This is a genomic window from Pseudomonas sp. Pseusp9 (genome assembly GCF_059491265.1).
In genome coordinates this window covers 4,890,382-4,904,136 of record NZ_CP168500.1, presented here as the reverse complement: position 1 = coordinate 4,904,136, position 13,755 = coordinate 4,890,382, and the positions used below count along the sequence as shown (strand labels likewise).

Annotated in this window: 12 protein-coding genes; 10 read left to right on the top strand and 2 right to left on the bottom strand. The window is 60.8% G+C overall.

What is annotated here, in order from left to right; all coding sequences use genetic code 11:
• The first annotated feature begins 95 nt into the window (after positions 1–95).
• The 4 genes from ACEN8E_RS22275 to ACEN8E_RS22260 are packed head-to-tail and all read left to right on the top strand — an operon-like array spanning position 96 to position 4,469.
• Positions 96–566 (top strand): (2Fe-2S)-binding protein, encoded by a 471-nt coding sequence (locus ACEN8E_RS22275; RefSeq protein WP_495589885.1) that lies wholly within the window; start codon positions 96–98, stop codon positions 564–566.
• The gene (locus tag ACEN8E_RS22270; RefSeq protein WP_495589884.1) at positions 563–2,893 is read left to right on the top strand and encodes a xanthine dehydrogenase family protein molybdopterin-binding subunit; all 2,331 of its coding nucleotides are present in this window, start codon (positions 563–565) and stop codon (positions 2,891–2,893) included. The genes ACEN8E_RS22275 and ACEN8E_RS22270 overlap by 4 nt, the downstream gene beginning before the upstream one ends.
• Complete coding sequence (locus tag ACEN8E_RS22265) at positions 2,893–3,876, top strand: XdhC family protein (RefSeq protein WP_495589883.1); 984 nt, start codon at positions 2,893–2,895, stop codon at positions 3,874–3,876. Before ACEN8E_RS22270 ends, ACEN8E_RS22265 begins: the two co-directional genes overlap by 1 nt.
• Entirely contained in the window at positions 3,873–4,469 is a 597-nt protein-coding gene (locus ACEN8E_RS22260) for a nucleotidyltransferase family protein (protein ID WP_495589882.1), read from the top strand. The genes ACEN8E_RS22265 and ACEN8E_RS22260 overlap by 4 nt, the downstream gene beginning before the upstream one ends.
• A gap of 192 nt (positions 4,470–4,661) precedes the next feature.
• Here the strand turns inward: ACEN8E_RS22260 and rne are convergent, their stop codons facing one another.
• On the bottom strand, positions 4,662–7,883 hold the full coding sequence (gene rne / locus ACEN8E_RS22255; RefSeq protein WP_495589881.1) for a ribonuclease E: 3,222 nt from the start codon (positions 7,881–7,883) through the stop codon (positions 4,662–4,664).
• Positions 7,884–8,585: 702 nt separating this feature from the next.
• Here rne and rluC point away from each other — a divergent pair.
• Genes rluC through ACEN8E_RS22240 form a run of 3 tightly spaced genes read left to right on the top strand, consistent with a single transcriptional unit; the run spans position 8,586 to position 11,211 of the window.
• Complete coding sequence (gene rluC, locus ACEN8E_RS22250; RefSeq protein WP_007977058.1) at positions 8,586–9,548, top strand: 23S rRNA pseudouridine(955/2504/2580) synthase RluC; 963 nt, start codon at positions 8,586–8,588, stop codon at positions 9,546–9,548.
• Positions 9,535–10,197 (top strand): HAD-IA family hydrolase, encoded by a 663-nt coding sequence (locus ACEN8E_RS22245; RefSeq protein ID WP_495589880.1) that lies wholly within the window; start codon positions 9,535–9,537, stop codon positions 10,195–10,197. The genes rluC and ACEN8E_RS22245 overlap by 14 nt, the downstream gene beginning before the upstream one ends.
• Positions 10,198–10,221: 24 nt before the next feature.
• Positions 10,222–11,211 (top strand): S49 family peptidase, encoded by a 990-nt coding sequence (locus ACEN8E_RS22240; RefSeq protein ID WP_495589879.1) that lies wholly within the window; start codon positions 10,222–10,224, stop codon positions 11,209–11,211.
• 54 nt (positions 11,212–11,265) lie between these two features.
• On the opposite strand, the gene ACEN8E_RS22235 is transcribed toward ACEN8E_RS22240, so the two are convergent.
• Positions 11,266–11,844 (bottom strand): Maf family protein, encoded by a 579-nt coding sequence (locus ACEN8E_RS22235; RefSeq protein ID WP_495589878.1) that lies wholly within the window; start codon positions 11,842–11,844, stop codon positions 11,266–11,268.
• A 105-nt stretch (positions 11,845–11,949) separates the two neighbouring features.
• Here ACEN8E_RS22235 and ACEN8E_RS22230 point away from each other — a divergent pair, with 105 nt between their 5' ends.
• From ACEN8E_RS22230 to plsX, 3 genes are read left to right on the top strand one after another with little or no spacing between them, the layout of a single operon-like run.
• The gene (locus ACEN8E_RS22230; protein WP_007942001.1) at positions 11,950–12,477 is read left to right on the top strand and encodes a YceD family protein; all 528 of its coding nucleotides are present in this window, start codon (positions 11,950–11,952) and stop codon (positions 12,475–12,477) included.
• Positions 12,478–12,490: 13 nt separating this feature from the next.
• The gene (gene rpmF, locus ACEN8E_RS22225; protein WP_003179396.1) at positions 12,491–12,673 is read left to right on the top strand and encodes a 50S ribosomal protein L32; all 183 of its coding nucleotides are present in this window, start codon (positions 12,491–12,493) and stop codon (positions 12,671–12,673) included.
• 4 nt (positions 12,674–12,677) lie between these two features.
• Entirely contained in the window at positions 12,678–13,688 is a 1,011-nt protein-coding gene (plsX, locus tag ACEN8E_RS22220) for a phosphate acyltransferase PlsX (protein ID WP_495589877.1), read from the top strand.
• Positions 13,689–13,755: the final 67 nt, after the last annotated feature.

Below are 13,755 nucleotides of genomic sequence, written 5' to 3'. Positions count from 1 at the left end.
AGAGCCCATTAGCCTGAGTCGATCTGCGTGCAACCCACTGAGATCCAGCGGCAGATTGCTCGACCCCATAACTCGAGAACTATGCGGGCGTGCCCATGATTACCCTGAAACTCAACGGTCAAGACCATCAACTCGACGTCACCGAGGACATGCCGCTGCTCTGGGCCATCCGTGACGTGGCCGGTTACAACGGCACCAAATTCGGCTGCGGCATGGGCCTGTGCGGGGCCTGCACCATTCATATCGAAGGGGCTCCGGCACGCAGTTGCATCACGCCCATCGGTTCCGTCGTGGGGCAGAATGTCAGCACCATCGACAACCTGCACGCCGACCCGGTCGGCAAAGTCGTGCAACAGGCCTGGCTGGATACGGCGGTCGCCCAATGCGGTTTCTGCCAGGGCGGGCAAATCATGTCCGCCACCGCGTTGCTCAAGACCAATCCGAACCCGAGCGACGAGCAGATCGAAGAAGCCATGGTCGGCAACATCTGCCGTTGCGGCACTTACAACCGCATCAAGACGGCGATCCGCCAGGCCTCCACTCACCTGAAGGAGGCCAAGGCATGAGCCGGTTACCCAAAGATTTTGCCCTGAGCAATCTGAGCCAGCTCAGTCGCCGTGGCTTTCTGAAAGGCGTAGGCGCCACCAGTGCGCTGGTATTGGCGGCGAGCTGGGGCTGGCAGGACGCTTTTGCCGAAGAAAATGACAAGAAGTTCGGCGCCGATGGCATGCCCCACGGCTGGGTCGACGATCCGAAAGTCTACGTGAGCATCGCCGCCGATGGCACGGTGACCGTGATCTGCAACCGCTCGGAGATGGGCCAGGGCGTGCGCACCAGTCTGACCATGGTGGTGGCCGATGAACTGGAAGCCGACTGGGCGATGGTCAGGGTGCGGCAGGCCCCTGGCGATGAAGTGCGCTTCGGCAACCAGGACACCGACGGCTCGCGCAGCATGCGCCACTGGTACGAGCCGATGCGTCGCTGCGGTGCCGCGGCGCGGACCATGCTTGAACAGGCCGCCGCCGCCCAGTGGAAGGTGCCGACGGGCGAGTGTCACGCGCAATTGCATAAAGTCATCCACGAACCTTCCGGTCGTGAATTGGGTTATGGAACGCTCGCCGCCGCTGCAGCTGCATTGCCCGTTCCAGCGCGGGACAGCCTGAAACTCAAGCAACCTTCGGAATTTCGCTACATTGGCAAGGAAGGCACCAAGGCCATTGATGGTGAGGACATAGTCAACGGCCGAGCGGTGTACGGCGCCGATGTGCATCTTGACGGCATGCTGTACGCGACCATTGCGCGGCCCGTGGTATATGGCGGCAAAGTCAAAAGCTTCGATGGCAGCGCGGCGATGCAAGTCCCGGGCGTGGTCAAAGTGTTGCAGATCGAAAGCCGGCCTTTGCCTTCGGAGTTTCAACCGCTAGGTGGTATCGCCGTGGTAGCGAGCAATACCTGGGCGGCGATCAAGGGCCGCGAGGCACTGAAAATCGAGTGGGACGACGGGCCCAATGCCAGTTACGACTCGATCGCTTACCGCAAGGAGCTTGAGGCCGCCTCGCTCAAGCCCGGCAAGGTGGTGCGCAATACTGGCAACATCGATGAAGCCATGACCAGCGCCGATAGCACGCTGGAAGCGTCCTACTACTTGCCGCATTTGTCCCAGTCGCCGATGGAGCCGATGGTCGCCATCGCGCGGTTCAAGGACGGTGCGTGCGAAGCTTGGGGACCAAGCCAGGCACCGCAGGTCACCCGGGAGCGGATCGCTGAACGCCTGGGCCTGCCGTTCGACAACGTCATGTTCAACGTGACCCTGCTCGGTGGCGGATTCGGGCGCAAGTCCAAGCCCGACTTCATCATCGAAGCCGCCATCCTCGCCAAGGAATTCCCCGGCACAGCGGTGCGGGTGCAATGGACCCGCGAAGACGACATCCATTGTTCCTACTTCCATACGGTATCGGTTGAATACCTCAAGGCCGGCCTGAACAAGGATGGCCTGCCGTCCGGCTGGTTGCACCGCACGGTGGCGCCGAGCATCACTGCGTTGTTCGCACCAGGCATGAACCATGAGGCAGCGTTCGAGCTGGGCATGGGATTCACCAACATGGCGTATGCGATCCCCAACATTCGCCTGGAAAACCCCGAGGCGACGGTGCATACCCGGGTCGGCTGGTATCGCTCGGTGTCGAACATTCCCCATGGCTTCGCGATCCAGAGCTTTATCGACGAACTGGCGCACAAGGCCGGGGAAGACCCGCTGAAATACCAGATCAGACTGCTCGGCCCGGACCGTCAGATCGATCCGCGTACCTTGAGTGAAGAGTGGAACTATGGCGAATCCCCGGAGCGTTATCCGATCGACACCGGGCGACTGCGCACGGTACTGGAGACCGCCGCCAAAGCCGCCGGTTGGGGACGCGAATTGCCCAAGGGGCGTGGCCTGGGCCTGGCGGTACATTACAGCTTCGTGACGTATGTGGCGGCGGTCATCGAGGTGGAGGTGAAGGACGACGGTACGCTGGTGGTACACAAGGCTGACATCGCCGTCGACTGCGGGCCGCAGATCAACCCCGAGCGGATTCGCGCGCAGTTCGAGGGCGCCTGCGTCATGGGCCTGGGTAATGCGGTGCTGGGGGAAATCAGCTTCAAGGACGGCAAGGTCCAGCAGGATAACTTCCACATGTACGAAGTGGCGCGCATGTCTCTGGCGCCGAAAGAGGTGGCCGTGCATCTGGTGACGCCGCCGGGTAATGTTCCATTGGGTGGTGTCGGTGAACCGGGTGTACCACCGATTGCGCCGGCACTGTGCAATGCGATCTTTGCCGCCACCGGCAAACGCATCCGCAACTTGCCGGTTCGTTATCAGCTGTCGGGCTGGCAGCAGGCGGGAGCCTGATGGACAGCGTCGATCTGAACGTCCTGCGCAGCGTGTTGCAGTGGCATCGCGCCGGTCAGCGGGTGGTGTTGTACAGCGTGGTCGAAACCTGGGGCACTGCGCCCCGGGCACCCGGCGCCATGCTGGCCTTGCGTGAAGACGGCATGGTGATTGGTTCGGTCTCGGGCGGTTGCGTCGAAGATGACTTGATCGCCCGGCTGCACGACGGCCGCCTTGCGCTGGACGGGCCGCCGGTGCAATTGATCACGTACGGCGTGACCCGCGAGGAAGCTGCACGTTTCGGCTTGCCCTGCGGTGGCACCTTGCGTTTGACCGAGGAGCGTATAGACGATGGGGATTGGGTCGAGCAATTGCTCGCTCGTTGCGAGGCCCATGAAATCGTTGCGCGTGAGCTGAACCTGGCCACCGGCGAAGTGCTTTTGCAGCCGGCCGATAAAACTGACGTGTTGACGTTCGACGGCCAGACCTTGCGCGCAATCTACGGTCCCCGCTGGCGCCTGCTGCTGATCGGCGCGGGGCAGCTGTCGCGCTATGTGGCGGAAATGGCCAGGCTGCTGGATTTCGAGGTGTTGATTTGCGATCCGCGGACCGAGTTCGTCTACGGCTGGGAGGAGCAGCACGGACGATTCGTTTCGGGCATGCCGGATGAGGCGGTCTTGAATATCCGGACCGACGAACGCACAGCCATCGTGGCCTTGACCCATGATCCGCGTCTGGACGACATGGCGTTGCTCACGGCTCTGGACTCCAGGGCTTTTTATGTCGGGGCGCTGGGTTCGCGGGTCAACAGTCAGAAGCGCCGGGAAAACCTGGCTCAACTGGGGTTGTCGCCATCGGCGATTGACCGCTTGCATGGTCCGATCGGTTTGCACATCGGCAGTCATAATCCGGCGGAAATTGCCTTGTCGCTCATGGCGGAAATCGTGGCGGTCAAAAATGGTGTCGAACTGATACAGAAGAAGATCCTGCAGGAGAGGGTATGAGCGAGTCGATTGGCGTCATCGTGTTGGCGGCGGGGCGGGGCAGCCGGTTTCGCCAAGCGGCGGGCGCCGAAAAGGATAAATTGCTGGCCGATTGCACCGGTCGTGACAGCGCGGTTCGATCCGTCATTGAGCACACGTTGGTCAATCTGCCAGCCGCTCTGGACAAGCGCGTACTGGTGACGACCGCTGACCGCCCGCAGGTGATTCGCATGGCTCAGGCCTATGGTTGCGAGATTGTGCTGATCGAGTCGACGGGAATGGGTGACAGTATTGCGGCTGGGGTGGCTGCCAGCACACAACTCGACGGTTGGTTGATGGTGCTGGGGGATATGCCGTTCATTCTTCCTTCGAGCATTGAGCAAGTGGTGGCAGGCATTGGCCGCGACAGTATCAGCGTGCCCGTGCAGGACGGTGAGTACGGGCATCCGGTCGGGTTCGGACGGGACTTCGCGGCGGGGTTGATGGCGCTATCGGGGGATCGTGGCGCCAAACCGCTGTTTGCCCAAGGGCGGGTGGTTGAAGTGGCAGTGGATGATCCCGGTGTGTTATGGGATGTGGATGTGCCGCAGGCATTGAACTTCAAACCCGCCTGATTCCTCTGGTCAGCCTGGGTCTACTGTGGGAGCGAGCCTGCTCGCGAAAGCGATCTGACATCCAGCAGTGATGCAATCTGATCCGCCGCCATCGCGAGCAGGCTCGCTCCCACAAGGGACAGGTTTGAAGTTTCCAGACATAAAAAAGCCCCGCCTGGATCACCAGGCGGGGCTTTTTAGTGGCCGGAGGAATCAGACGAGAGGTTTAGGCTCGTGCTCTTTTTCCTGGGCTTGCTCGTGTTGCTCTACCGCTTCCTGAACGGAACGTGGCGCTTCGTGGATCACCGACTCAACCGGCTCGGCAGCCACTTCAGCGACCGGTGCAGGTTCGGCAGCGACAACCGCTTCAGCCGGAGCAGCAGCGGCAGCCAGTTCAGCTTCCTTCTGCAGACGCTCGGCTTCACGCTTGCGACGACGCACTTCACGCGGATCGTTAGGCGCACGACCACTTGGTGTCAGGGCGCTGACAGGCGCAGCCTCGACTACCGGTGCAGGAACTTCGGCAACGACTGGTGCTTCAACGACTGGTGCTTCAACCACCGGCGCTGGAGTCGGCTCCGCAGCGGCAACTACCGGCTCGGAAACCATGGCTTCAGCCACTTGGGTTTCGGCGGCTGGTGCAGCGGTTTCAGCGACGGCTGGCTCGGCCACCCAGTTGAACGCCGTTTGCTCTTCACGTACTTCGCGAACGGTTTCAGTCACGGTTTCGACGACGGCTTCTGCAACCACGGCAGGTGCTTCAACCACTGGAGCCGGCTCGGCGGCCGCTTCAACGGCAGGCTGTGCCTCGGGCGCTGGTGCCACTTCGATTTCCGGCGACGCGATGACTTCGACCGGCGTGGTCGCTTCAACGACTGGCGCTTCAACCGGAGCAGATTCCAGGGTTGCGGCAGTGGCGCGTTCGGCTTGCTCGTTGGCCTGTGCTTCGGCTGGAGCACTGATCACGCTGCTGGCGACGGCTGCGGTAACAGCCAGGCCGGCGGCCAGATCGGCAACGCTTGGTGCTTCCGCGTTTTCGCCGGACTCGGATTCTTCCGAACCATCGATCACGTTGCCGTTGGCGTCACGCTGACGCTCGCGACGGTTGCTGCGACGACGCTGGCCACGGGAGCGACGGCGTGGACGATCGCCTTCGGCGCCTTCCTGACCTTCTTCCTGCAGTTGCTCTTCGTTGCTGGTCAGCTCTTCTTCGGCTGCGGCAGCGGCGGCTTGCTCGGCACGTGGCTGACGTTCTTCACGCGGAGGGCGTGGAGCGCGTTCTTCGCGTGGCTGGCGAGCTGGACGCTCTTCAGCGGTAGCAGCAGCGGCCGGAGCAGCCGGAGCAGCCGGAGCGGCATCCAGAGGCTCGCGCAGTTCACGAACGCGTTCTTCGCGCTCGCCACGAGGCTTGCGGTCTTCACGCGGAGCGCGCGGTGCACGTTCTTCACGAGGCGCGCGTGGTGCGCGTTCTTCGCGGGCGACTGCCGGCGTTTCTTCACGGGACTCGCGAGGTTCGCGAACTTCGCGTGGTTGACGCTCTTCGCGCGGCTCACGTGGTGCGCGTTCTTCACGCGGTGCACGTTCTTCGCGAGGCTTGCGCTCTTCATCGCGGCGACCGTTACGGCTGCGGCTTTGCTGGCGACCGTTGCGACGCTCTTCGTTGCGGGCCGGACGCTCGGCGGCCGGTTTTTCAACCACGACCGGTGCGACAGGCTCTTCCTTGGTGGCGAACAGGCTCACCAGCGACTTCACCAGGCCCTTGAACAGGCTTGGCTCTGGCACGGCAACCGGAGCCGGGGCCGGGGCAACGACTTCGGCCGGAACCGGAGCGTTGGCGCGGGCCGGGGCCGTCTTGACTGCCGCTTCCTGGCGAACCAGGGTGCGGGTCGCAGCGGCTGGCTGGACTTCTTCGACTTCGGCAGCGGCAGCGGCGATTTCGTAGCTGGACTGGTTGGTCGCGGCTTCCGGGCTGTCATCACGCAGGCGCTGCACTTCGAAGTGCGGCGTCTCGAGGTGATCGTTCGGCAGGATGACGATGCGGGCGCGGGTGCGCAGTTCGATCTTGGTGATCGAGTTGCGTTTTTCGTTGAGCAGGAACGCAGCCACCGGGATCGGCACTTGTGCACGAACTTCGGCGGTACGGTCTTTCAGGGCTTCTTCTTCGATCAGGCGCAGGATCGCCAGGGACAGCGATTCAACGTCACGGATGATGCCGGTGCCGTTGCAACGCGGGCAGACGATGCCGCTGCTTTCGCCCAGGGATGGACGCAGGCGCTGACGGGACATTTCCAGCAGGCCGAAGCGCGAGATGCGACCGACTTGCACGCGAGCGCGGTCGGCTTCCAGGCATTCGCGGACTTTCTCTTCCACGGCGCGCTGGTTCTTGGCAGGGGTCATGTCGATGAAGTCGATGACGATCAGGCCGCCGATGTCGCGCAGGCGCAACTGACGGGCGATTTCTTCAGCCGCTTCAAGGTTGGTCTGCAGCGCGGTTTCTTCGATGTCGCTGCCTTTGGTGGCGCGCGCCGAGTTGATGTCGATGGACACCAGGGCTTCGGTCGGATCGATAACGATGGAGCCGCCGGAAGGCAGTTCGACAACGCGCTGGAAAGCGGTTTCGATCTGGCTTTCGATCTGGAAGCGGTTGAACAGCGGAACGCTGTCTTCGTACAGCTTGATCTTGCTGGCGTACTGCGGCATCACCTGGCGGATGAAGGTCAGGGCTTCGTCCTGGGCTTCAACGCTGTCGATCAGCACTTCGCCGATGTCCTGGCGCAGGTAGTCGCGGATCGCGCGGATGATCACGTTGCTTTCCTGGTAGATCAGGAACGGCGCGGCGCGGTCCAGCGAGGCTTCCTTGATGGCGGTCCACAGTTGCAGCAGGTAGTCGAGGTCCCACTGCATTTCTTCGCTGCTGCGGCCCAGGCCGGCAGTGCGCACGATCAGGCCCATGTCGGCAGGGGCAACCAGACCGTTCAGGGCTTCGCGCAGTTCATTGCGCTCTTCGCCTTCGATGCGACGGGAGATACCGCCGGCACGCGGGTTGTTCGGCATCAGCACCAGGTAACGACCGGCCAGGCTGATGAAAGTGGTCAGGGCGGCGCCCTTGTTGCCACGTTCTTCTTTCTCGACCTGAACGATGACTTCCTGGCCTTCGCTCAGGACGTCCTTGATGTTGACGCGACCTTCCGGGGCTTTCTTGAAGTATTCGCGGGAGATTTCTTTGAGGGGCAGGAAGCCATGGCGCTCAGAGCCGAAATCGACAAAGGCAGCCTCAAGGCTTGGTTCGATGCGAGTAATCCGGCCTTTATAGATGTTGGCCTTCTTCTGCTCGCGTGCACCGGATTCGATGTCCAGGTCGTAGAGGCGCTGGCCATCTACCAGTGCAACACGCAACTCTTCGGGTTGAGTTGCGTTAATCAGCATTCTTTTCATGTAGTACCGTCGGTTTCCGGGCTGCCGGAAACGGCGTTCGGCACACACGACTTCTCACGGTCGGTGTCAGGTGCGTCGGGAGTGGTTGGCCATTTCCCGTGTCCAGCGAAGTCCGGCCAATGTGGGCCTTCATCGCGACGTACGCGTCCTGCTTGCTGTGGCTACTTAAGCACTCAGTCAGGAGGAGGAATCAACCAGCGGCTGTGGACGAGATGAAGCGTCTTGAGAAAGCCTGTTGCTACACAGTCCGGCGGTTGTGCATCTCCACCCTACACGTATCCCTGATAATTCGGGTGCTGCCGCGCGCAGAATCCGCAGCGGGTTGGCATTTACCGTGAGCTCCGAAAGGGGAGGTCACGCATCATGGCTAATTTAGGCGTTGTTTCCGATGCCTTCGCTCGGGGTCATTCGCAGCTGACTGCACTTTGTGAACTGGCCGTGAATATGGCGCGCAAAACGAGTGGAAAACTCTGCTTTGTGGCGTGATTCAGGCCTCATGTCACCTGCGCTCGTTACACCTGCAAACTCCACCGTTACGTAGCGAAAGCCCCGTAGGACGGCCTCGCGTCCTGGTGAATTGCGTTGGTCAGGGCCGGTTTTTGACCGTTGGTCCGCTGTCCAGGCCGCTTTTGGCGACGTTCGCGACTATAGCAGCAATGATTAAGTGCTTCAATTCCATAAAAAATTGTTATCATCCGCGCCATGACGACGACTACCCCCCCGACTCCAGGCGTACAACTGCTTGAGGTCTCGCCGGAATATGCCGGCCAACGCATTGATAATTTCCTTCTCGCCCGACTCAAAGGCGTGCCCAAGACCTTGATTTATCGCATTTTGCGCAAGGGCGAAGTGCGCGTGAACAAAGGTCGGATCAAGCCCGAGTACAAGCTGCAGGCGGGCGATATCGTGCGCGTGCCGCCGGTGCGTGTGCCTGAGCGCGACGAGCCGGTGCCACTGGCACAAGGCCTGCTGCAGCGACTCGAAGCCTCGATTGTCTTCGAAGACAAGGCGCTGATCGTGATCAACAAGCCTGCGGGCATTGCGGTGCACGGCGGCAGCGGGCTGACTTTCGGCGTGATCGAAGCCTTCCGTCAGTTGCGCCCCGATTGCAAGGAGCTCGAACTGGTTCACCGTCTCGACCGTGACACGTCCGGCCTGTTGATGATCGCCAAGAAGCGCAGCATGTTGCGCCACTTGCACACTGCGTTGCGCGGTGATGGCGTCGACAAGCGCTACATGGCCCTGGTCCGCGGTAACTGGGCGAGTTCGATCAAGCAAGTCCGTGCATCGCTGGGCAAGAGCAATCTGCGCTCCGGCGAACGCATGGTCGAGGTCGACGAGGAGGAGGGGAAGGAGTCCGTGACCGTGTTCAAGGTCCTGCGCCGCTTCGGCGACTTTGCCACCCTGATCGAAGCCAAGCCGATTACCGGCCGGACTCACCAGATCCGCGTCCATACCTTGCACGCCGGGCATTGCATCGCTGGCGACACCAAGTATGGCGACGAAGGTTTCAGCAAGGAAATCCGCGATCTGGGCGGCAAGCGCCTGTTCCTGCACGCCTACATGCTGACTGTGCCGTTGCCTGACGGTGGCGAGCTGAAGTTGCAGGCACCGGTCGACGAGATGTGGGCCAAAACCGTGGAGCGATTGAGTGCGCCCATCTGATTACAAGCTGCTGATCTTCGATTGGGACGGCACGCTGGCCGATTCCATTGGCCGGATTGTCGAGGCAATGCACGTTGCCTCGCAGCGTTCCGGGTTTGAACAGCGCGATGACTTTGCCGTCAAAGGTATTATTGGCCTGGGCTTGCCGGAAGCGATTCGCACCCTGTATCCCGAGATTGGTGACGCCGAACTGATCGCGTTCCGCGAGCATTATGCCCAGCATTACATTGCGTCGGAGGCTGTGCCTTCACCGTTGTTCGAGGGCGTGGTCGAGTCGCTCGAGGCATTCCGTGCCGAGGGTTATCATCTGGCTGTGGCGACCGGCAAGGCCCGTCGCGGGCTAGACCGGGTATTGAAGTCCCATGGCTGGGAGAATTACTTCGATATCACCCGGGCCGCTGACGAGACCGCCAGCAAGCCCCATCCGTTGATGCTCGAGCAGATTCTCGCGCATTGCGAGGTTCGCCCGGAACAGGCGTTGATGGTCGGTGATTCGTCCTTTGATCTGCAGATGGCGCGCAATGCCGGCATGGACTCGGTGGCGGTCAGCTATGGTGCTCAAACGATCGATGCGTTGAAGTTGTATGAGCCGCGACTGGCCATCGACCGCTTTTCAGAATTGCATGCCTGGCTGGGCCAGCAGGCTTAACCGGTTGTTTTTGGGGTGGATGGCATGACCGACGAATGGAAAGCTCCTGCCAAGGCGAGCGCAGAGAGCGGTGACGACAAAAACTGGAAGCTGCTGGAAAAGACGCTGCTGGCCACCGTGCAGGAGCAGCGCCGGTCCCGTCGCTGGGGCATATTCTTCAAGCTTCTGACTTTTGTGTGGCTGTTCGGCGCTGTTGTTCTGTTTTCGCCGCTGATGGATATGGAAAAAGCCGCCACCCGCAGTGCCCATTACACGGCCCTGATCGATGTGACGGGCATGATTGCCGACAAGGAACCGGCCAGTGCAGACAATATCGTTGGCAGCCTGCGCGCGGCTTTCGAGGACGAGAAGGTCAAGGGTGTCATCCTGCGTATCAACAGTCCTGGTGGCAGTCCGGTGCAGTCGGGTTACGTCTATGACGAGATCAAGCGTCTGCGCGGCCTGCATCCGGATACCAAACTGTATGCAGTCATTTCCGACCTGGGGGCTTCCGGTGCCTACTACATCGCCAGCGCGGCGGATCAGATCTATGCCGACAAGGCGAGTCTGGTCGGCTCCATCGGTGTGACAGCAGCCGGTTATGGCTTTGTCGGCACCATGGAGAAGCTGGGGGTCGAGCGTCGCACTTATACCTCTGGCGAGCACAAGTCGTTCCTCGATCCGTTCCAGCCACAAAAGCCGGATGAAACCGCCTTCTGGCAGGGCGTGCTCGATACGACCCACAAGCAGTTCATCAATAGCGTCAAGCAGGGGCGGGGTGATCGCCTGAAGGACAAGGAGCATCCGGAGCTGTTCTCCGGCCTGGTCTGGAACGGCGAGCAGGCTCTGCCACTGGGGCTGATCGATGGGCTGGGTAATGCCAGTTCGGTTGCGCGGGATGTGGTCGGCGAGAAAGAACTGGTGGACTTTACCGTTCAGGAGTCGCCATTCGATCGCTTCTCGAAAAAACTCGGTGCCAGCGTGGCTGAGCATTTGGCGATGTGGATGGGGTTCAGCGGTCCGTCGCTGCGCTGATTGTGGAGTGACATGAAAAACCGGCCTGCGAGGCCGGTTTTTTAATATTGGAACTCAGGGGATTTGCACGCCCTCGGCCAGCAGCATGTCGATCAGGCGAATCAGCGGCAGGCCGATCAGGCTGGTGGCGTCAGGCCCTTCGGTGCTGCGAAACAGGCTGACCCCCAGGCCTTCGGCCTTGAAGCTGCCTGCGCAGTCATAGGGTTGCTCGGCGCGCAGGTAACGTTCGATGCGGGGCGCGTCGAGTGTGCGCATGTGTACAGTGAAAGGAACGCAATCGACCTGGCAGTGCCCGGTCTGGCTGTTGAGCAGGGTCAGGCCGGTCAGAAACGTCACGCTGGCGCCGCTGGCGGCCAGCAGTTGTTCGCGAGCCTTTTCGAATGTGTGGGGCTTGCCGATCAATCGGTCTCCCAGCACGGCGACCTGGTCGGAGCCGATAATCAGATGAGCGGTATGGCTGTCGGCCAGGGCGCGCGCTTTCTCTTCGGCGAGGCGTTTGACCAGTTCGATGGCCGATTCACCCGGACGGTGGCTTTCATCGATATCCGGCGAGCTGCAGGTGAAAGGCAGCTGCAGGCGAGTCAGTAATTCCCGGCGATAGACCGAGCCGGAAGCGAGTAATAAGGGCAGCATGCGCATCTCCAGAAGGCAGGTGCGAATTCTAGCGAGGCTTCCAAGTGACGGACAGGGCTGAATTTCCTTTGACATGGGCGGGTGCATCCCTATAATGCTGCGCCTATGTTGAATGACCCGATTCCACCTCACGTTGACCCGCGCAAATTGGCTGATCGTGGCACCACCCTTCAAGGTGAAATGCTGCTGGCCGATTTGGAGAGACTCTGCGACCCGCTTTCCGACAATGTCGGTACGGTGCAGGCTAAATTCGTTTTTGAACGAGATGAACGTAAATCTGTGGTCATCCACAGCTTTATCGACACTGAAGTCAAAATGGTTTGCCAGCGTTGTCTTGAGCTGGTCACCCTGCCGATCCATAGCGAATGCAGTTACGCTGTGGTGAAGGAGGGTGCGAATACCCAGTCGTTGCCGAAAGGTTATGACGTGCTGGAACTGGGCGAAGATCCTTTGGATCTGCAGTCACTGATCGAGGAGGAGCTTCTGCTCGCCTTGCCCATTGTGCCTGCTCATCATCCGGAAGAATGCCAGCAGCCGGCGGGAGCAGATGAGCCCGAACCGAGCGAGGACGAGGTAACGCGGTCCAACCCGTTCAGTGTATTGGCGCAGTTAAAGCGTGACCCAAACGTTTAGGAGTTAATCAATTATGGCTGTTCAGCAGAACAAAAAATCCCGCTCTGCCCGTGACATGCGCCGTTCGCACGACGCTCTCGAGGCTAGCACCCTGTCTGTAGAAAAAACCACCGGTGAAGTTCACCTGCGTCACCACGTATCGCCAGAAGGCGTATACCGTGGCCGTAAAGTGATCGACAAGGGCGCTGACGAGTAATCACTTGTCCGCTCAAGTCATCGCGATTGACGCAATGGGCGGGGACTTCGGTCCCCGCAGCATTGTCCAGGCCAGCGTTGCTTGCCTGTCTGCCACACCCTCGCTGCACCTGACCCTCGTCGGTCAACCCTCCCTTCTTGAAGAATTGATCGCTGGCCATTCGGCTGTGGATCGCGCGCGCCTGTCGATTGCTCCGGCGAGTGAAATCATCACCATGGACGAAAAACCTGCCCAGGCCTTGCGTGGCAAGCCGGACTCATCGATGCGCGTAGCCCTTGAGCTGCTGCGCGACGGCAAGGTCCAGGCCTGTGTCAGTGCCGGCAATACCGGTGCGCTGATGGCGTTGTCGCGGTTCGTGCTCAAAACCCTGCCAGGCATTGATCGCCCGGCCATGGTGGCGGCGATTCCGACGCAAAAGGGTTACTGCCAATTGCTCGACCTGGGTGCCAACGTCGATTGCACTGCCGAGCATCTGCTGCAGTTTGCGGTCATGGGCTCGGTGGCGGCGCAGACCCTGGGCATAACCCGCCCGCGGGTAGCGCTGCTGAATATCGGTACCGAAGACATCAAAGGTAATCAGCAGGTCAAGCTGGCGGCGACGTTGTTGCAAGCCGCCCGCGGTATCAACTACATCGGCTTCATCGAAGGTGATGGTCTGTATCGCGGTGAGGCCGACGTGGTGGTCTGCGATGGCTTCGTCGGCAATATCCTGCTCAAGTCCAGCGAAGGTCTCGCGACCATGATTGCCGCGCGTATCGAAGCCCTGTTCAAGAAAAGCCTCGCTTCCCGCGCTGTCGGTGCCTTGGCGCTGCCTTTGATGAAGCGCTTGCAGGCTGATCTGGCGCCGGCGCGACATAACGGCGCAAGCTTTCTCGGTTTGCAGGGTATCGTGGTGAAAAGTCACGGGTCCGCCGGGGTCCAGGGCTTCCAGAGTGCGATTCAACGTGCATTGATAGAGATTCAGGAGAACTTGCCTGAGCGCCTCCACGGCCGTCTGGAGGATTTGTTGTCTTAGGCGTTTTCGTCGGACAATGCTTAAATGTGACCGCTTGGTTCGATGGGCCATCCAACTGTCAGTTTCT

What these genes read in the sequence shown, in the direction of transcription:
- ACEN8E_RS22275 (WP_495589885.1), top strand. Translation starts at nt 96, where the DNA reads ATGATTACCCTGAAACTCAACGGTCAAGACCATCAACTCGACGTCACC.
- ACEN8E_RS22270 (WP_495589884.1), top strand. Translation starts at nt 563, where the DNA reads ATGAGCCGGTTACCCAAAGATTTTGCCCTGAGCAATCTGAGCCAGCTC.
- ACEN8E_RS22265 (WP_495589883.1), top strand. Translation starts at nt 2,893, where the DNA reads ATGGACAGCGTCGATCTGAACGTCCTGCGCAGCGTGTTGCAGTGGCAT.
- ACEN8E_RS22260 (WP_495589882.1), top strand. Translation starts at nt 3,873, where the DNA reads ATGAGCGAGTCGATTGGCGTCATCGTGTTGGCGGCGGGGCGGGGCAGC.
- rne (WP_495589881.1), bottom strand. Translation starts at nt 7,883, where the DNA reads ATGAAAAGAATGCTGATTAACGCAACTCAACCCGAAGAGTTGCGTGTT.
- rluC (WP_007977058.1), top strand. Translation starts at nt 8,586, where the DNA reads ATGACGACGACTACCCCCCCGACTCCAGGCGTACAACTGCTTGAGGTC.
- ACEN8E_RS22240 (WP_495589879.1), top strand. Translation starts at nt 10,222, where the DNA reads ATGACCGACGAATGGAAAGCTCCTGCCAAGGCGAGCGCAGAGAGCGGT.
- ACEN8E_RS22235 (WP_495589878.1), bottom strand. Translation starts at nt 11,844, where the DNA reads ATGCTGCCCTTATTACTCGCTTCCGGCTCGGTCTATCGCCGGGAATTA.
- ACEN8E_RS22230 (WP_007942001.1), top strand. Translation starts at nt 11,950, where the DNA reads ATGTTGAATGACCCGATTCCACCTCACGTTGACCCGCGCAAATTGGCT.
- rpmF (WP_003179396.1), top strand. Translation starts at nt 12,491, where the DNA reads ATGGCTGTTCAGCAGAACAAAAAATCCCGCTCTGCCCGTGACATGCGC.